This is a genomic window from Bifidobacterium adolescentis ATCC 15703 (assembly GCF_000010425.1).
GTDB classification, from domain to species: domain Bacteria; phylum Actinomycetota; class Actinomycetes; order Actinomycetales; family Bifidobacteriaceae; genus Bifidobacterium; species Bifidobacterium adolescentis.
Window position 1 is genome coordinate 1 of the sequence record NC_008618.1, and the last position, 19,177, is coordinate 19,177.

15 protein-coding genes and 3 tRNA genes are annotated in these 19,177 nt (G+C 58.2%); 9 read left to right on the top strand and 9 right to left on the bottom strand.

Annotation, left to right across the window (positions count from 1 at the left end; translation table 11 throughout):
- From dnaA to BAD_RS00035, 7 genes are all read left to right on the top strand, one after another.
- Window positions 1–1,500, top strand: a complete 1,500-nt coding sequence (gene dnaA / locus BAD_RS00005; RefSeq protein WP_003807173.1) for a chromosomal replication initiator protein DnaA — start codon at window positions 1–3, stop codon at window positions 1,498–1,500.
- 496 nt (window positions 1,501–1,996) lie between these two features.
- On the top strand, window positions 1,997–3,121 hold the full coding sequence (dnaN, locus tag BAD_RS00010; protein WP_011742562.1) for a DNA polymerase III subunit beta: 1,125 nt from the start codon (window positions 1,997–1,999) through the stop codon (window positions 3,119–3,121).
- A gap of 78 nt (window positions 3,122–3,199) precedes the next feature.
- Complete coding sequence (gene recF, locus BAD_RS00015) at window positions 3,200–4,411, top strand: DNA replication/repair protein RecF (RefSeq protein WP_011742563.1); 1,212 nt, start codon at window positions 3,200–3,202, stop codon at window positions 4,409–4,411.
- On the top strand, window positions 4,411–4,896 hold the full coding sequence (locus BAD_RS00020) for a DUF721 domain-containing protein (RefSeq protein WP_003807180.1): 486 nt from the start codon (window positions 4,411–4,413) through the stop codon (window positions 4,894–4,896). Before recF ends, BAD_RS00020 begins: the two co-directional genes overlap by 1 nt.
- Window positions 4,897–5,188: 292 nt before the next feature.
- Window positions 5,189–7,315, top strand: a complete 2,127-nt coding sequence (gene gyrB, locus BAD_RS00025) for a DNA topoisomerase (ATP-hydrolyzing) subunit B (protein WP_033499638.1) — start codon at window positions 5,189–5,191, stop codon at window positions 7,313–7,315.
- A 41-nt stretch (window positions 7,316–7,356) separates the two neighbouring features.
- Complete coding sequence (gene gyrA, locus BAD_RS00030) at window positions 7,357–10,071, top strand: DNA gyrase subunit A (RefSeq protein ID WP_021912818.1); 2,715 nt, start codon at window positions 7,357–7,359, stop codon at window positions 10,069–10,071.
- 74 nt (window positions 10,072–10,145) lie between these two features.
- Window positions 10,146–10,682, top strand: coding sequence for a DUF3566 domain-containing protein (locus BAD_RS00035; RefSeq protein WP_003807186.1), 537 nt, complete (start codon window positions 10,146–10,148; stop codon window positions 10,680–10,682).
- A 232-nt stretch (window positions 10,683–10,914) separates the two neighbouring features.
- On the opposite strand, the gene gdhA is transcribed toward BAD_RS00035, so the two are convergent.
- A complete protein-coding gene (gene gdhA / locus BAD_RS00040) occupies window positions 10,915–12,261 on the bottom strand; it encodes an NADP-specific glutamate dehydrogenase (RefSeq protein ID WP_011742565.1) in 1,347 nt (448 codons plus the stop codon).
- Window positions 12,262–12,451: 190 nt separating this feature from the next.
- On the opposite strand from gdhA, the gene BAD_RS00045 reads away from it, so the two are divergent.
- On the top strand, window positions 12,452–12,895 hold the full coding sequence (locus BAD_RS00045; RefSeq protein WP_011742566.1) for an MscL family protein: 444 nt from the start codon (window positions 12,452–12,454) through the stop codon (window positions 12,893–12,895).
- Window positions 12,896–13,059: 164 nt separating this feature from the next.
- Here BAD_RS00045 and BAD_RS00050 read toward each other — a convergent pair.
- From BAD_RS00050 to BAD_RS00060, 3 genes are all read right to left on the bottom strand, one after another.
- Window positions 13,060–13,132 (bottom strand) — tRNA-Ala (locus BAD_RS00050).
- Window position 13,133: 1 nt separating this feature from the next.
- Window positions 13,134–13,206, bottom strand: a tRNA-Ala gene (locus BAD_RS00055).
- A gap of 42 nt (window positions 13,207–13,248) precedes the next feature.
- Window positions 13,249–13,322: transfer RNA gene (locus BAD_RS00060), tRNA-Ile, on the bottom strand.
- A gap of 100 nt (window positions 13,323–13,422) precedes the next feature.
- On the opposite strand from BAD_RS00060, the gene BAD_RS00065 reads away from it, so the two are divergent.
- Window positions 13,423–14,124, top strand: coding sequence for a M48 family metallopeptidase (locus tag BAD_RS00065; protein WP_021912820.1), 702 nt, complete (start codon window positions 13,423–13,425; stop codon window positions 14,122–14,124).
- Window positions 14,125–14,137: 13 nt separating this feature from the next.
- On the opposite strand, the gene BAD_RS00070 is transcribed toward BAD_RS00065, so the two are convergent.
- The 5 genes from BAD_RS00070 to BAD_RS09430 form a co-directional block, all read right to left on the bottom strand.
- Window positions 14,138–15,478, bottom strand: coding sequence for a hemolysin family protein (locus BAD_RS00070; RefSeq protein WP_041777183.1), 1,341 nt, complete (start codon window positions 15,476–15,478; stop codon window positions 14,138–14,140).
- Between the two features lie 76 nt (window positions 15,479–15,554).
- Entirely contained in the window at window positions 15,555–16,250 is a 696-nt protein-coding gene (locus tag BAD_RS00075) for a carbonic anhydrase (protein WP_011742569.1), read from the bottom strand.
- Window positions 16,251–16,713: 463 nt separating this feature from the next.
- Entirely contained in the window at window positions 16,714–17,352 is a 639-nt protein-coding gene (locus BAD_RS08725) for a hypothetical protein (RefSeq protein WP_011742570.1), read from the bottom strand.
- 69 nt (window positions 17,353–17,421) lie between these two features.
- Window positions 17,422–17,823, bottom strand: coding sequence for an RDD family protein (locus BAD_RS08730; RefSeq protein ID WP_011742571.1), 402 nt, complete (start codon window positions 17,821–17,823; stop codon window positions 17,422–17,424).
- A gap of 266 nt (window positions 17,824–18,089) precedes the next feature.
- Window positions 18,090–18,245, bottom strand: coding sequence for a hypothetical protein (locus tag BAD_RS09430; RefSeq protein WP_353486225.1), 156 nt, complete (start codon window positions 18,243–18,245; stop codon window positions 18,090–18,092).
- Window positions 18,246–19,177 lie beyond the last annotated feature (932 nt).

The following is a 19,177-nucleotide window of genomic DNA, read 5'->3' on the forward strand; positions in this document are numbered from 1 at the left end:
GTGGCTGATAACACGACAACAGATCCTCTCGAGCAGGCTCGTGGGGTGTGGTCCGACGCTTTGGCCCTGCTGCACCAGAATCCGTCGCTGTCCGTACGTGACAAAAGCTGGCTGGAGAACGTCTATCCCGAAGGCATGTGGGGTCCGACCATCATGCTGTGCGTGCCCAGTGAGGCGGCTCAGCAGGCTTTGCAGACCGAATTGAACAAGCCGTTGATGGAGGCGTTGCGCGAATCCGCCGAACAGGACATCTTCCCCGCCTTCAAAATCGTTGAAATGAAGCCGAAAACGGAGGAACAGCCGGAGGAAACCTATCCGCGCTTCTCCCCCGCGAAATCGCCGGCGAAGTCCCCTGCGAACGAGACGATGCAGGGCCAGTTGCCGATTCCCGCGACGATGCCGCCGGAACAGGACCATTTCCAGAGCGGCCAGAACAGGCCGCTGCTCGACCCCGAAACGCATTTGAACAAGAACGCCACCTTCGACACCTTCGTGCCCGGCGATTCCAACCGTTTCGCACGTACCGTGGCGCTGGCCGTGGCGGAGGGTTCCGGCCATGATTTCAATCCGTTGTGTATCTACGGAGGCTCCGGCCTGGGCAAAACCCATTTGCTGAACGCCATCGGCAACTACGCGCTGGTCAAGGACCCCAATCTGAAGGTCCGCTACGTCACCAGTGAGGAATTCACCAACGAATTCATCGAGGCTCTGGCCGATACGAACCAAAGTTCCGGCCAGATCAAGGAATTCAACCGCCGCTACCGCGAGGTCGACGTGCTGCTCATCGACGATATCCAGTTCCTGAGCGGCAAGGACGCGACCCTTGAGCAGTTCTTCCACACGTTCAACACCCTGCATCAGGCCAACAAGCGCATCGTGATCGCCTCCGATGTGCCGCCGAAGGACCTGCAGGGCTTCAACGAACGTCTGATCTCCCGCTTCGAATCGGGCCTGACCGTGGACGTCAAACCGCCGGATCTGGAGACGCGAATCGCCATTCTGCGCATGATCGCCACCATGAACGGCTCCAATATTCCCAACGACGTGTTCAACCTGATCGCGGAACGGTTCACCGAGAACATCCGCGAGCTGGAAGGCGCGCTGAACCGTGTGACCGCCATGGCGTCGCTGAGCAACCAGCCGGTCACCAAAGCCCTTGCGGAGCAGACTTTGCAGGACTTCTTCACCACCGACGTGGAGATCAAGCCCGCGGACATCATCACGCAGGTGGCCAAGTACTTCTATTTGACGTTCGACGACATCGTCGGCCGTTCGCGTACCAAGAAGATCGCGCTGGCACGCCAGATCGCCATGTATCTGGTACGCGAGCTGACCAGCATGAGCCTCAACGACATCGGCCTGGTCTTCGGCGGCAAGGACCACACCACCGTGATGCACGCGTATACGCGCATCAACGACGAGATGCAGGAGAAGCAGGAGATCTACAACTACGTGACCGAGTTGACTCTGCAGCTCAAGCAGCGTTCCAACGACAAGTAACGGAAGCAACCACAACAAACGGCGTATTTCCAACGGTTTTCCTTAGGCTGGTAAATTATTTACCAGCCTTTTTACTATCCGCGTGACACGCCCGGACATAATTTCTTGTACATCGAGTTTTCCACATACATATCCACATTTCGGGGAAAGGTCTGTGGAAAAGCCGTTGGAAACACGGAAAACGGCAGTGGATGACTCGTGGATTATTCACAGTGAATTGTGGATAAGTTTTGCGCGGCCATGAGCCTGTGGATAAACCCATGCTCTTATCCACATTCGACTCAGAAGTTATCCACAGGTGACGTCTCGTACTGAAGCGTTGCTGCACTTGGGCTACGCGAGCTTATCCACACTATCCACAGGGCTTATTATTACGAAAGTACGTTTTTCTTACTTTCATCGTCATTCTCGTAATGCGGGGAATTCCCCACGCTTTCGTCGTCGTTGCTCTTATCGCTAGAATGGCATGTGGATCGAACGAAACGAGGAATACCCCATGAAAGTCGAAGTCAATTCCCAAGCTCTTGCCGATGCCGTGGCATGGACCACACGTGTCATCGACGCACGTCCCGCAACCCCGATTCTGGCGGGCATCCGTCTGGAAGCCATTGACGGCACACTCCAGCTTTCCGCCTTCAACTACGCCATTTCCGCACGCCACCACATCGAAGCCGGCGTGGACGAGGCCGGTAGCGTTCTGGTGCTGGGCAAACTGCTTGCCGACATCACCAAGTCGCTGCCCGCTGCGAAAACCTATCTTTCCACCGATGGTTCCACGATGACCATCACGTCGGGCAAGTCGACCTTCACCATGCAGCTCATGCCGGAAAGCGAATATCCGGATCTGCCCGTGGTGCCGACGAAACTGGGTCAGGTGGACTCCCCCACCTTCGCTCAGGCCGTCAACCAGGCGTCCGTCGCGGTCTCCCGTGAGGAGAACCGTCCGGTGCTCACCGGCATCCGCGTCCAGTTCCAGGGCGACAAGGTCATCATGAGCTCCACCGACCGTTTCCGTCTGGCCCGTTCCAGCTTCACCTGGACGCCGGAGGATGCGACCATCAGCACCACCGCTTTGGTCCGTGGCTCGCTGCTGCGCGACATGGCACGTTCGCTGGACGAGCATCAGAACGTCACCATCGATTTCGATGCGGACAACCCGTCCCTGCTGGGCTTCGAGAACGCCGGCCGCGTGTCCACCTCCCAGCTCATCGACGGCGAATTCCCGGCCGTTGACCGCCTGTATGCCGATGAATACCCGATTCATGCCGTCATCAACAAGCAGGCCCTCATCGACGCCATCAAGCGCGTTTCGCTGGTCGCCGAACGCAACGCCCCGATCCGCATGGTCTTCTCCGGCCAGGAGCTGACGCTGTCGGCCGGCACCGCCGACGAAGCACAGGCGAAGGAGATTCTCGACATCGACATGGACGGCGAGGACATCACCGTGGCGTTCAACCCCTCCTATCTGGTCGACGGCCTGAGCGCCATCAGCGAGCCGTTCGTGCGCATGAAGATGACCACCGCGGTCAAGCCCGTGGAATTCAACGGCCAGCAGGAAGCGGATTCCGACGAATCCATGGACTACCGTTACCTGCTCGTTCCGATGCGCTTCAACAACTGATTTCGTTCCACCTGTGGCCCGGACGGCAAGTTCCCGTCCGGGCCACCATGCCATCACCTTCAAGGAATCCCGGTTTTCATGCATATCTCCCGTCTCGCGCTCGACCATTACCGGTCATGGGACCATTGCGTGCTTGATTTCGAACCGGGAATCAACATTCTCCAAGGCTCGAACGGCCTAGGGAAAACCAATATCGTGGAAGCCGTGGAAGTGCTGTCCACCGGCTCCAGCCACCGCACCTCGTCATCGCTGCCGCTGGTCGAAAAAGGCCACCCTTCCGCCACTGTCCGGGCCAACGTCGAAGATGCGGGCGAACAGCGCACATATGAGATCACCATCGCCGCGCGAGGCGCCAACAGGGCGCGCGTGGACGGCGGAAAATCGCAATATATGAGGGATATCGTGGGTTGGGTCCCCTCCGTGTCCTTTACCCCCGAAGACCAGCGGTTGGTGTCTGGCGATCCGGCCACCCGACGGAACTTCCTCAACCAGGCGGCTTCGCTGCTGTTGCCCCGTTATGCGCAGTCGTTGCAACAGTTCACGCACGTTGCCAAACAGCGTGCCGCATTGCTCAAACAGCTGTCCGACGGCTCCGGCATCGATCCCGAATACGGGCGTCAGGCCGTGCTGAGCGGTCTGGAAGTGTGGACCGGCCAATTCATCGCCCTCGGCGTGCAATTGACCAAGGACCGGAACGATGTGATCGGACTGCTGCGCGAGCCGTTCACCCGCATCTATGCTTCGTTGGCGGGCGAAGAGGAACAGGCCGACCTGGTGTATGAGCCGTCCTTCGACGAGGTGCTTCTGTTCGACGAGCCGGCCGCGGAAATCAGCCGTCATTTCCAACGCATCTACCCCGGCGAAGTGGCCCGTGGGCAGAATCTGATCGGACCGCAGCGCGATGATCTGACATTGCGGCTCAACGACATGCCAGCCCGCGAATTCGCTTCGAACGGCGAGATGTGGACAATGGCGTTGGCCCTGAAAATGGCGCTGTACGAAGTGGTTTCGGCGCAGCGCGACGTCAAGCCGATCGTGATACTCGACGATGTGTTCGCCCAGCTCGACGAGTCCCGTCGCGGGCAGATCCTCGACTTCGCGCGACGGCAGGACCAGGTGCTGATCACCGTCGCCGCGGCAAGCGATATTCCGCAAGGCGAGGCGCATGTCATCGACGTTGCCGCGCTGCGTGCGCAATCGCAGGAGACGGACGGCGATATCGCGGCGATGGCGGCCATGCTTGCCGCCGGACGTGGCGCGCAATCGCAAGGAATCGAGGCCGAATCCTAATGCCGAAACCACCAATCTGCGAACTGCTGAACCTCGACCAACGCAAACTGCCGGCCGAAGTGTTCGACCGCATCAGCGACCGTGCCGGGCGGCTCAAGGAACGCGAGGAACGCGCGCGCAAGGCGTGGGAAAGCTTCGGCAAACCCGGACGCGATCCGGAAACCGTCGGCAGCCTGTTCAATCTGCTGGCATCGAACGGCGCATGGATACCCCACCTCAAAATGGCGCAGATGCGCGACCATTGGGACCAGGTGGTGGGCGTGGAGAACGCGAAGCACTCCTACCCCGCCAGCCTGCGAGACGGCGTGCTGACGATACGTTGCGACAGCCCGGCCTGGACCACCACCCTGTCGTATATGACGCCGTTGCTGACGGACACCATCCGCAGGAAACTCGAAGGTCTGACCATCAATGAGGTGAGGGTCACCGGCCCGCAGAGCCAAGGGTTCAGCCGTGGGCGTATCTCAAGGAAGATTCGCTACTGAGGGCTATTGCGAAGTCGACTTACAATCGACCTCTCTGACAGGAGAGATCGATTGTGGCGCGCGTGAAACAGGCCGTTGCGACGGGGTTTACGGAGGTTTTCCGGCTCGTCGGACGCGTTCGGAACCATGCCGAAGCCGTTGAAAACCGTTGAATTCCAAGGACAAATGTCTATAGCGCGCTGTCCCCCTCCATGAGTAGAATATCCAGCAGTGTATGTAAACGCCTAGAAGGGGCCTTTATTTGCGTTCTAGGTGGTATCACCTGCGGAAATGACCCTTGATGGCGGGAAAAATGCAGGAAGGAATCTCTGTGGCAGACCTTGATGCGGATTCGCTGAACGAATCAGCTGAAAACACGCAGGAAGATCAGATTCAGGATCAGATCCAGAACGACCAGCTCGAAGATGCGCAACTTGACGATTCGCTGTCTCCGGAACACTACGACGCGTCCGATCTGAGGGTGCTGGAAGGCCTTGAGGCGGTGCGTATCCGCCCGGGCATGTATATCGGCTCCACCGGCCCTCGCGGCCTGCACCATCTGGTGTATGAGATCGTCGACAACTCCGTCGACGAGGCGCTTGCCGGCTACGCGTCGCACATCGAAGTGACGATTCTGCCGGACGGCGGCGTGCGTGTGGTGGACGACGGCCGAGGCATCCCGGTCGACGAAGTGCCGGGTGAAGGCATCTCCGGTGTCGAAACCGTGATGACCAAGCTGCACGCTGGCGGCAAGTTCGGTGGCGGCGGCTACGCGGTTTCCGGCGGCCTGCACGGCGTGGGCATCTCCGTGGTGAACGCGCTGTCCACCCGCGTGGACATCGAAGTGCGCCGTCAGGGCTTCCACTGGACCCAGACCTACATCGACCAGAAGCCGACCGCGCGTCTGCTCAAGGGCAAGCCGATGGAGGAAGGCGAGTCCACCGGCACTTCCGTGACCTTCTGGGCCGATGGCAAGATCTTCGAAACCACCACCTACGATTTCGAGATCCTGCGCAACCGCTTCCAGCAGATGGCGTTCCTGAACAAGGGCCTGAAGATCTCCCTGACCGACCTGCGCGAGCCCGACCAGGCCGGCGACGAGGTTTCCGGCGAGGAATCCGAAACCGAAGACAAGTTCCAGACCGTCACCTACCAGTACAACGACGGCATCAAGGACTACGTCGACTACCTGGTGAAGTCCCGCAAGGCCACCCCGGTCGAACCGGACGTCATCGACTTCGAGGCCGAGGACCTGAAGATCGGCATCTCCGCGGAAATCGCCATGCAGTGGACCACCGCGTATTCCGAAGCCGTGCACACCTTCGCCAACACCATCTCCACCACCGAAGGCGGCACCCATGAGGAAGGCTTCCGCGCCGCGCTGACCTCGCTGGTCAACCGTTACGCCCGCGAGAAGAACATCCTCAAGGACAAGGACGAGAACCTGTCCGGCGACGACGTGCGCGAAGGCCTGACCGCCGTCGTGTCCGTCAAGCTCACCAACCCGCAGTTCGAAGGCCAGACCAAGACCAAGCTCGGCAACTCCGAAGCGAAGACCTTCGTGCAGCGCGTCATGACCGACAAGCTCGGCGACTGGTTCGACGCCCACCCGAACGAGGCCAAGAACATCATCCAGAAGGCCATCGAGGCCTCCCGTGCGCGTCTGGCCGCCAAGAAGGCACGTGAGAACACCCGCCGCAAGTCGATCTTCGAATCGGCCGGCATGCCGGACAAGCTCAAGGACTGCCAGTCCAACAACCCCGAAGAATGCGAGCTGTTCATCGTGGAGGGTGATTCCGCAGGCGGCTCCGCCATCCAGGGACGCAACCCGATCACGCAGGCCATCCTGCCTCTGCGAGGCAAGATCCTCAACACCGAGCGCGCAAGCCTGGACCGCATGATGAAGTCGGACACCATCGAATCGCTGATCACCGCCGTCGGCGGCGGCTACGGCGAGGACTTCGACCTCAACAAGGTGCGCTACCACAAGGTCATCATCATGGCCGATGCAGATGTGGACGGCGCGCATATCGCAACCCTGAACCTGACGCTGTTCTTCCGCTACATGCGTCCGATGATCACCGCCGGCTACGTGTACGTGGCCATGCCGCCGCTGTACCGCCTCAAGTGGACCAAGGGCCCGCACGACTTCGTGTACACCGACGCCGAACGCGACCGCGTGCTCGCCGAAGGCAAGGCCGCGGGCCGCCAGCTGCCGAAGGGCGAAGGCATCCAGCGCTACAAGGGTCTGGGCGAGATGAGCTACCAGGAACTGTGGGAGACCACCATGGATCCTGACCATCGCATTCTGAAGCAGGTGCAGATCGAAGACGCGGCCGCGGCCGACGAGACCTTCTCCATGCTCATGGGCGACGAAGTCGAACCACGTCGTCTGTTCATCCAGCGCAACGCACGCAACGTCAGCTGGATCGACGCGTAAACGCGTAGGGTTTCGCAGGACTTCAAAGCAAGGATTAGAAATTGGCAGACGAAAACAACAGCAACGAAGACGGCCAGTTCGTGCCTGACGGCTCCATGGAACCGTTGAGCCCGCAGGAGGCCGACAACACCGATTATGGCCTGATGGTCGGCGAACGCGTCCAGAAGAAGGATCTGCAGCAGGAAATGCGCGAATCCTATCTGGCGTACGCCATGTCCGTCATCGTCGATCGTGCCCTTCCGGACGTGCGAGACGGCATGAAGCCGGTGCACCGCCGCGTGATCTACGCGATGTACGACGGCGGCTACCGCCCTGACCGCGGCTACTCCAAGTGCGCACGCGTCGTCGGCGAAGTCATGGGCAAGTACCATCCGCACGGCGATTCCGCCATCTACGACACGTTGGTGCGTATGGCGCAGTCGTGGTCGATGCGATACACGCTCGTCGACGGCCAGGGCAACTTCGGCTCCCCCGGCGACGACCCGGCAGCCGCAATGCGTTACACGGAATGCCGTATGGCGCCGCTCGCCATGGAAATGGTGCGTGACATCGACAAGGACACCGTCGATTTCCTGCCGAACTACGATGGCAAGACGCAGGAGCCGACCGTGCTGCCGGCCCGCTTCCCGAACCTGCTGTGCAACGGCTCGTCCGGCATCGCCGTCGGCATGGCGACCAACATTCCTCCGCACAACATGCGCGAGGTGGCAGAAGGCGTGCATTGGGCGCTCGACCATCCGGACGCGAGCCGTGAGGAACTGCTCGACAACCTGATCCGCATCATCAAGGGACCGGACTTCCCTACCGGCGCCACGATTCTCGGCCATAAGGGCATCGAACAGGCGTACCGTACCGGCCGTGGCCTCATCACCATGCGAGCCGTGGTGAACACCGAGGAGATCAAGGGCCGCATGTGCCTCGTGATCACCGAACTGCCGTACCAGGTCAACCCGGATCGTCTGGTCGTGTCCATCCGCGAAGCGGTGCGCGACGGCAAGATCCAAGGCATCGCCGACATGCGCGACGAAACCTCCGGCCGTACTGGCCAGCGCCTCGTGCTCGTGCTCAAGCGCGACGCCGTGCCGAAGGTCGTGCTCAACAACCTGTACAAGCATTCCCAGCTGCAGCAGACCTTCGGCGCGAACATGCTGGCACTGGTCGACGGTGTGCCGCGCACGCTGTCCCTGGATGCGTTCATCCGTCATTGGGTAAACCACCAGCTCGAAGTCATCGCACGCCGTACCGCCTACCTCAAGCGCGAGGCCGAGGAACGCGACCACATCCTGCAGGGCTATCTGAAGGCCCTTGACATGATCGATGAGGTCATCGCCCTCATCCGTGCCTCCGAGTCCGCGGAGACCGCCCGCACGGGCCTTATGGACCTGCTTGACGTGGACGAGGTGCAGGCCGACGCCATCCTCGCCATGCAGCTGCGCCGACTGGCCGCCCTGGAACGTCAGAAGATCCTCGACGAGCACAACGAGCTCATGCGCAAGATCGCCGACTACAACGACATCCTCGCCAAGCCGGAACGCCAGCGCAAGATCGTCGGCGACGAGCTGGACGAAATCGTCGCCAAGTATGGCGACGAACGCCGTACCAAGATTCTGCCGTACTCCGGCGAGATGAACGTCGAAGACCTGATCGCCGAAGAAAACGTGGTCGTCACCGTGACCCACTCCGGTTTCATCAAGCGCACCAAGGCCGACGAATACCGCGCGCAGCACCGCGGCGGCAAGGGCATCAAGGGCGCCAAGCTGCGCGAGGACGACGTGGTGGACCACTTCTTCCTGACCAGCACGCACAACTGGCTGCTGTTCTTCACCAACAAGGGCCGCGTGTACCGTCTGAAAGCATACGAGCTGCCGGAAGGCTCCCGCGATTCCAAGGGACAGCACGTGGCGAACCTGCTGCAGTTCGGCCCGGACGAGACGATCCAGACCGTGCTGTCGATTCCGAACTACGACGTGGCCAAGTACTTGGTGCTCGCCACCCGTTCCGGCAAGGTCAAGAAGACCGCGCTCGCCGAATACGACTCCCCGCGTCAGGGTGGTCTGATCGCGGTACGACTCATGACCGACGAGAACGGCGAGAACGCCGACGAGCTGATCGGTGCCGCGCTGTGCAACGCCGACGACGACATCATCCTCGTCTCCAAGCAGGGCATGAGCCTGAAGTTCGAAGCCAACGACGAGCAGCTGCGCCCGATGGGCCGCCAGACCGCCGGTGTGCAGGGCATGAAGTTCCGCGACGGCGACGAGCTTTTGGCCATGGATGTGGTGCAGGGCGATTCCGACAGGGATCTGCTCGTGGTCACCAACGAGGGCTTCGCCAAGCGCACCGCCATCAGCGAATACCGTCTGCAGGGCCGTAACGGCTACGGCGTCAAGGCCGTGCAGCTCGCCGAAGGCCGTGGCTCCCTGGTGGGTGCCGTGATCGTGGAGGAATCCGACCAGATCATGGCCATCATGAAGTCCGGCAAGGTCATCCGCTCCAACGTCGCCGAAGTCAAGCGCACCGGACGTACCACCCAGGGTGTGACGCTCGCCAAGCCTGACAAGAACGACGAAATCATCTCCATAGCACGTAACGAGGAGACCGACGAGGATGATGCCGAGCAGGCCGCCGCGGAAAACGGAGCAGTCCAGAACGACGCAGCCGCGCAATCGCAAGCCGAAACCACTACTGAAAACTCCGCTGAAACCGGTACGGAAGCCACTTCCGATGCCGGCGATGGCGAGAATGTAGAGGCCTGAGACACAGGCGGGGAATCGTCTGCGAAAACTGGTAGCCTCGGCTAGAAGTAGGCAAGATTCTGCAAGGAGCAACGATGAGCGAGAACAATGAAAGCCATCAGGCGCAGGCAGGGGCGCAGGCCCCACGCGTGGCCCGTTCCGCATCCAGCCAGCCGTTGAGCGGTACGGAACAGTCTCAGGCGCATGAGAACATGGCCGCCGCGTCCGGCGGTGTGAAGGTTCGTGAAAAAGCGCGTCGTGGCGCGCCTCGCGCCCGCCGCATGAGCCTGTCCCTGACCCGCATCGACGCATGGTCCGCGGCCAAGGTGGCGTTCATGCTTTCCATCGCGGGAGGCATCATCCAGATCGTCGCGGTGACGCTGCTGTGGCTGCTGCTGAACGTGGTCGGCGTGTTCGATCAGGTGACGCAGATCGTGTCCTCCACCGGTCTTGACGCCGGCGGATTCGACCTTGCCAACGTGCTTTCGCTGAGCACCGTGCTGAGCGCGGTCACCATCTTCTCCATCATCGAAGTGGTGCTGTTCACCGTGCTGGTGGTGATTCTCACGCTGCTGTACAACGTGGTGAGCACGCTGGTCGGCGGCATCCACGTGACGCTCGGCGACGACTGATCGATTCGTCATACGGCGTTCGTACGGCGCTTGCGCAACGTAAGCCGTTCGTGCAACATAAGAAGACGGCGCTTCCCTACTTCGGGAGGCGCCGTCTTTTCTTATGTAATCGCGATTATGCGGTCGCTTTTATGCAATCGTCATACTGCGTTGCGCGTTATGCCGTAACGCATATGAAAACGGTCCGTGCGAACGAATCGCACGGACCGTTGAAACGGATTGTGAAAGACGATCAGAGCACGCCCTGGGCGACCATGGCGTTGGCGACCTTGACGAAGCCGGCGGCGTTGGCGCCGAGCATCAGATCGCCCTCATGGCCGTACTCCTTGGCGGCGGCCAGGGAATTGGCGACGATGTTCTCCATGATGGACTTGAGCTTGTTGTCCACCTCTTCGAACGTCCAGGAAAGGCGGTAGGAGTTCTGGCTCATCTCAAGGCCGGACACAGCCACGCCACCCGCGTTGGCGGCCTTAGCCGGGCCGTACAGCAGGCCGTTGTCCTGATAGACGGCGATTGCCTCCGGGGTGGACGGCATGTTGGCGCCTTCGCACACGACCTTGCAGCCGTTGGCGACGAGGGCCTTGGCGGACTCCTCATCGATTTCGTTCTGGGTGGCGCACGGCAGCGCGATGTCGCACGGCACGGTCCACACGCCCTTGCAGCCCTCGTGGTATTCGGCACCCGGAACACGCTCCGCGTACTCCTTGATGCGGCCGCGGTGGCCGAGCTTGATGTCCTTGACGATGTCGAGCTTGATGCCGTCCGGATCGTAGACGTAGCCGTTGGAATCGGAGGCGGTGACGACCTTCGCGCCGAGGGCCTGGGCCTTCTCGGTGGCGAAGATGGCCACGTTGCCGGAGCCGGAGATGACGACGGTCTTGCCTTCGAAGGAATCGTTCTTCAGGACGCGCAGGGCTTCCTGGGTGTAGTAGCACAGGCCGTAGCCGGTAGCCTCGGTGCGAGCCAGGGAGCCGCCGAATTCGAGGCCCTTGCCGGTGATCACGCCGGAGTATTCGTCGCGGATACGCTTGTACTGGCCGAACAGGTAGCCGATCTCACGGGCGCCGACGTTGATGTCGCCGGCCGGAACGTCGGTGAACTGGCCGATGTGACGGCACAGCTCGGTCATGAACGCCTGGCAGAAACGCATGACTTCGGCATCGGACTTGCCCTTCGGGTCGAAGTCGGAGCCGCCCTTGCCGCCGCCCATCGGCAGGCTGGTCAGGGAGTTCTTGAGAATCTGCTCGAAGCCAAGGAACTTGATGACGCCCTCGTTCACGCTCGGGTGGAAACGCAGACCGCCCTTGTACGGGCCGATCGCGGAGTTGAACTGGATGCGGTAACCGCGGTTGACCTGCACCTTGCCCTCATCGTCCGTCCAGGCGACGCGGAACTTCACCACGCGCTCCGGCTCGACGAGGCGCTCGAGCACGCCCGCCTTCTCATATTCCGGGTGCTTCTCAACAACCGGCTCGAGGCTTTCGAAGACCTCGCGAACGGCCTGCAGGAACTCCGGCTGGTCGCCATCGCGCTTCTCGACCTGCGCGTACACGCGCTTGACGTACTCATCAGTGAGCATATTTTTCCCCTTCGGGATAGTTGGGTTATCAATACGGCGGTTTCATTCTATGTGCTTGACTGTGAGACGCACAAGATATTGCTCAAGATTTGGCTGGAGGCGTTTGGAACGCCATAGGATAGTGTGTGGAAGGCGAGGAGAGAGCGTCGTCCGCAACATCAACTCCCTCATTTCCCACAGGAGAAAAACCATGCTTGAAGGATTCAAGAAGTTCATTGCACGCGGCAACATGATCGACATGGCTGTCGGTGTTGTTATGGGCGGTGCCGTCACCACCGTGGTCAATTCGATCGTGAACAGCGTGATCAACCCGTTCATCGCCATGATTTTCGGCAAGCCGAATATGGACGGCCTGCTGGCGATCACGTTCAACGGCGCGACCGTCTCGTTCGGCGCTGTGCTGGGCGCGATTCTGAATTTCCTGATTATCGCGGCCGCCGTTTATTTCTGCATTCTGGTGCCGATTAACAAGTTCCGCGACATGACCGAAGCGCTGCTTGCCAAGACCAAGCTTGCCGAGCAGAAGGAAGCCGAGGAAAAGGCCGCTGAAGAGCCGTCTGCCGAAGAGCAGACCGTCCAGCTGCTGCAGCAGATTCGTGACGAGCTGGCCAAGCAGAACACGGCCCGCAACTAGTTGCGATTCGTGGTGCCGCTCCCCTATTGATTTGATGATTCCGGCCGCTTGTGGGTATGCGGGCGGCCGTTTTATTTGGTTTGCGGGCGATCGCGTCCGTTGGATGGTCGACAAGAGGCTGAATACGAAAAAGGCTTCCGATTACTCGGAAGCCTTCAATTCTGTGGAGCTAAGGGGATTCGAACCCCTGACCCTCTCCATGCCATGGAGATGCGCTACCAGCTGCGCCATAGCCCCGTGGAGCTAGCCGGGTTCGAACCGGCGACCCTCTGCTTGCAAAGCAGATGCGCTACCAGCTGCGCTATAGCCCCATAGGTGAAAAAAGCGGCTATGCCGCTTCCTTACCATCTACGTGGGCCCGGGAGGACTTGAACCTCCGACCTCATCCTTATCAGGGATGCGCTCTAACCACCTGAGCTACGGGCCCAACTTGCTGTGTCTTGAACACAACGAATTGAAATGATACTTGAATCACAGGGAAAGTCAAGTGCCGCCGTGTCATCGGCGTGTCGTGGCATAATGCAGGCATGACATACGGGCAGCGCAACGGCGGTAACGGCCGTTACGGCAGGGGAGTGGGGCATCGCAACCGCAATCGCGTGATTTCCGAAACGACGGCGAGCATCGCCGGCATGCGGGTGGCCATCGTGCGCAAACCCATCAAAAACATGTACCTGCGCATCAAACCACCGAACGCGGATATCGTCATCTCCGCGCCGCAACGAATGTCGCAAAGCGCTATCGAACGGTTTGTAACGGAACGCAAGCCGTGGATCGAACGGGCGCAACGCAGCATGCGGCAGGCCAGAGACGCGCAACTCAACGCGCAGCGTGCGCAAAACGGCAATATTGGCGATACTGGCGCTTCCGCCAACCCGCCCGCTTTCGTATGGACGGACGAGGCCAAGGCGCGGGCGCAACGCAACATCGAATCGCAATTGCCTGTGTTGCTTGCCAAATGGGGCCCGATCGTTGGCCGTACGCCGACGCATATCACGTTGCGTCTGATGAGTTCGCGTTGGGGATCGTGCACGCCGAAGACCGGACGTATCCGACTTAACCTGCAGCTTGGTTTAATGGCCCCTAGATTCCTCGAATACGTGCTGGTGCATGAGATGACCCACCTGTGGGAGAACGGCCACGGAGAGGGCTTTCAAAGGCGTATGAGCGCCTATCTGCCGCAATGGAGGCAGTTGCGCCGCGACATCAACCGGCAGGTGGTGCTGTAAGAGGCCGCTCGGGTTACTTGGCGTCCGCCGCGGAATCGCCAGCCGCGGAACCGTCCTCATCGGCGGTGTGCCGACGCACTTCCAGCGTTTCGATACGACGGCCGTCCACTTCGGTGACGACCATGTCATAACCGTCATCGGATGACAGCACGTCGCCGACCTCGCCCATTTTGCCGGTGTGCGCCAGGAAATAGCCGGCAACCGTCTCGTACGGGCCGTCTTCCAGCTCGATGCCGGTCAAATCCGCGAAATCCTCGATCGTCATGCCACCTTCGATGGTGGCCACGCCATTGACGAAAGCGGCGCGTTCTGTGCGTTCGCCGCCCTTTTCCTCCGGCAGGTCGTATTCGTCGCGGATGTCGCCGACCAATTCCTCGGTCATGTCTTCCAACGTGACGATGCCGTCGGTGCCGCCGTATTCGTCGATTACCACGGCCAGGTGAATGCCTCGTTTGCGCAGCAGCTCAAGGCTTGGCAGCAGCTTCGACGTGCCCGGCAGGGAAATGCCCTCACGCGTCACGTCGGCAACGGTTCTCGCCTTCGGATCGCGGATGTCGAGCAGGTCGCGCACGTGCACGAAGCCGAGCACATCATCGAAATCCTTGCCGGTGACGGGGTAACGCGAATACGGCATTTCACGCACGTACGCGGCGGCTTCCGCAATCGGCATGGAGCCGTCCAGGAACGCGACGTCGGCACGCGGACGCATGACCTCCGCCACAATGGTTTCGGATGCGTCGAACACGTCGTCGAGGATGGTGCGCTCGTCCTTGCTGAGGTTGGTGTTGGTGTTGACGAGCACGCGCAGTTCGTCGTCGGACACCTCGCTGTCGGTTTCGTTCGGATCGAAGCCGAGCAGCCGCACGATGCCGTTCGTGTTCTTGCCGATCAGCCAGATGATCGGCTTGCACACTTTGGCGAACACATGGATGGCCGGCACCACGGCACGCGCGATCTGCTCGTTGCGTTGCATGGCGATACGCTTCGGCACCAGTTCGGAAATGACGATAGAGCAATACGAGATGATCAGCGTCAACGCGATGGTGGTCAGGGGAGCGGCGACGTTATGCGGCACACCCCAGTCTTCGATGACCGGCACGATATACGGGGCGATTGAGGATTCGCCGAACGACGCGGACAGGAAGCCGCACAGCGTCACGCCGATCTGCACGGTGGACAGGAACGTGTTCGGGTCGCGTGCGATCTGCGCCACACGCTTGCCGCGCGCATCCTCCTGTTCCATCTGGTCGATCTGCGATCCGCGCAGGCTGACCAGCGCCAGTTCGGTGCCGGCGAACACGGAACCGAGCAGCAGGAAAATGAAAATCAGAAGGATGTTCAAACCAAGCGACATGATTCCAATCTAAAGCAACGGCATGTCAAAACAGCGCGACGCAACGGATCCGGAAGCCGTCTTTTTCCGGAAAACGTCAGAAGCTCAATACTTCGACTTTTCCGGTGTCGAGCTGGTAGCGTGCTCCGGTGATCATCAGCCGGTCCTCCGCCAGCGCGTGCTGAATCACCTCGGACTGTTCCACCAGTTGCTCGATGGTGCGTGCGATGTGCACGCGCTCGAAATCCTCCGTCGATTCCAGCTCCGACTCGTGCGCCTGCCAGATCGAAAAACCGACGGTGCGCAGCATCAGCGATTTCGCGTTCAGAATACGTTCGTCAAGGTCGGCAACGCTGTCAGCGGCCATCAGCGAATCCTCTGCGTCGGCGGTCAACTCGTGCAACAACGCCTCGTATTCCTTGCATGCCTGCTTGATCGCGCCGCAATTCTGATGGCCGAGCACCACCAAAAGGCGCACGCCGAGCACGTCCACCGCGTATTCCAAAGAGGCGATCACAGCATCGTCTATGACCTGCCCTGCCGTGCGCACGGTGAACAGATCGCCGATGCCTGCGTCGAAAATAATATCGGGGCTGACACGCGCGTCGGAGCAGCTCAGTATGGCCGCTTCCGGCTCATGCGTGTCGATAGTCGCCTCGCGCGCTTCCACGCTGCGGTTCGGATGCTCCAGCTTGCCTTCCGCGAATCTACGGTTACCGGCCAGCATACGGCTCCACACGCCGCTTGCGGTGCCTTCCACGTCGTTCTGGTTCACAAATGGTTCGTCCGTCATTGATTCCACCTCTTTGTCATTTCATCACAGGCTATGGTTCATCATAAACGGTGTTTCTGAAGTTGTTTCGATTGAATCGCCATCTAAGGCAGGGGCTGCGGACGTTTTCTTGGAGATAATCACGCAGCTATTCCTTGGCTCTGACGGTATCGTGCCGGACTCATCCAACCGAGCGACTGCCCCGGGTGCTAAATAGACGTGCAACGCCTTGTCTAGGTTTGGAAGTGTTCAGTTTCTAATTTAAGAAGGCGTTGCGCTTACAAGTTGAATCCGGGAACGCGAGCGGGGAGGCCCGCGCCGTTTATCGGCACGGAACCTCCCCGCTCGTATCATCCAGGCGGTCAGCCGAAAATCAGCCCGTGTTCTGCAGGCCTGCTGCGACACCCGGCGCCTGATTTGGGCGTTGCCATATGGATTCAGCGATGATCATTGCACTTCATGTAACTGCAATATTTGCTGTTATTCATTGAAATTCTTGATACAACGATGTTTTATTGGTATGAAAAAATGCTTTGAAAGTTGCGGCGAAAGAGACGGGACCTCCTTTGACAACCGCATGAAAAGTTCCTTTGCTAAGAACATTCAGATTTCCTTCAAACCAGGAATAATTTGGAGACCATTGGAAAACACAGACCCCGGTCTGGTATGAGCTTCCAAGCAAGGATTTTGAGGTAACTTTGTAATTCGTTACTGTAGCTCGAAAATCTTGCTTTACCCAACAAGCTCCTCCTGCTGGGACTCCAGAAAAGACGCTTGAGGTATATGTTGCCGTACCGCGTGTGCTTGCGTTTTTGGTTTCTCTGGTATTAGAGGCTGTATCTTCTTCGTATGCTTTCGCAATAGATTCAGCGTATAGATTGGCATCACCGTGGTATTCATCAATCGTACTTTGAGGAGCATCGATTTTAAATTCGCCGAATTCGACGTCTAAGTTATTCGTGGAAGCAATGTTAGAGAGTTTTTCTTGCAGAGCGACTTCTGCAGAAGAATTGAAGGCGCTTCGGTCATGTCCAGAAGTGCTAGCCATTGCTGATGGGGTACCAGAGAACGCCAGTATTGCCACCAGTACTGTGGTGAACGCGATTTTTTTATGAAGGTTCATTCGTAGTCTCCTTTGGCTTCGAAAGTATTTTTTATCCAGTGATGCGTCTTTGCGTCACTTTAGTTCTATCTATTCTATACTGATTATCGTTGTTCTCATAATTTTGTCGGCGAAGGTTTGTCCTTTGGTGTCCCATAAAGGCCAAAGAAACCCAATGAAACATGGCACGAAATCAACGCAGTGAGCTATCTCGCGTAAACCCATCCTTACTCCCGATATGGGCAGGTTGGAATATTGATCGACTACCTGCAGTCCTAGAAAATGATGCGACCAAGCTTGTCCGTTGCGCGTAGAACAGGCAGAAATCACGCAAACTATGATTATGGAGACGCAGTTAATCCAGATTCCCATGGTTCCATCTATGGAAGATCTCCCATATAAAACGCTGTTTATTAATTGTGATAGCAATGAAGTTGGCAATATTATGCGAAGAATATATGACGCTGCTCTGCGACACCATATTTTCCCCATTGACGGCCTCCTTGACGAACCCGGCCAGATTGGAAACAGTATAAGAAAAGGTTCAGTGTAATGCTGTAGTTCCCCTTCTAAGTTATTTCAATCTTATGTTGGATTCCATAAGAATAGGACAAAACGCCGGATAACGCGAGCGGGGAGGCCCGCGCTGTCAACGGCGTAGGCCTCCCCGTTCATCGAGCGGTCGGTCAGCCGAAGATCAGCCGGTGTTCTGCAGGCCTGCTGCGACACCCGACACGGTGCACAGGATCAGGTAGGTGTTACTGCAGTCTGCAGAAGATGAAAAGAATAAGAGCTAAAACAAGAAAGGCGGCACCGCTTATTCTCATTAAGGATGTGTATAGATTGCTCGGATCTCCTTTTTGAGTCCAGAGGAAATTGCTTATTTTCCAGAGTTGCCTTGGAAAAATAAGCATACATAATCCTAGCAGGGCAAGTGCTGTGAGATATATGTACTGCACTGTTCTCCTTCTGGTTTGTCCCTACTGTTTTATTGATAACCCTTTTGCCTGAGGTTGTGGACAAGGCTAGAACTATATTGGCTCCAAAATCGACGGGGTTAGCTCTATGCGCGTGCATTTCGAAACTGGTCACACGGCTGGAGACTTGAGGGCGCATATAGAATTCGCCCCCATTGGTGCCATTGTTGAAAACAATGGAAGGTGAAACCATATAGGTGGAATATTGATCATTTGAACTTTGCCCATCGAGATTGACTACCCGGTCGATGACGTTATTGGCGACAATCCATCCAACCTGCTACCAATTTACAGCAAAGGCTGGAGTGGTCATAACTGTGCATAGGCAAACTGAGATAATTGTGGAGAATAAAAAAACTCTTCTGGATTTCATAATTTCCTCCATGTGAAAATTTAATCTCAATCGACAATGATTAAGATATTAAGAGTATTCTAATGGAAAATGAGTAGGGGTGCACTCTAGGGTGTGATTTTCTAGTGAAAATAGCAAAGGTTCTCTCTCGTGGAAGTTGCAAACGAGGGCTTCGCTATGTGTCTGTGTTTCAGGAGTCATGCAGTTGTTACTGAATCATGAGTGGATTGAGGATAAGTATGCTAGTGCTGCATGTTAGGCGCTGAACAAAAACCTTCGAGTGCGGCGTCTTCCGTCAACAACACAACTCGTTCAGAAATACACCCAATATGGTCAAACAGTAAGACAGCGCTATGATGCGAACAATCTTCTTCCAAGACAGTTTGTCATGAAGGAAAGCCGTAACCAAAAGGGTTGTCATTGGGGTTATAAGCAGGACGAGGAAGAAATAGAGAAATGTGGACTAGGCTCAATCTGCCGAGAATATAAGTCTGACCGAACCAGTTGTATAAGCCCA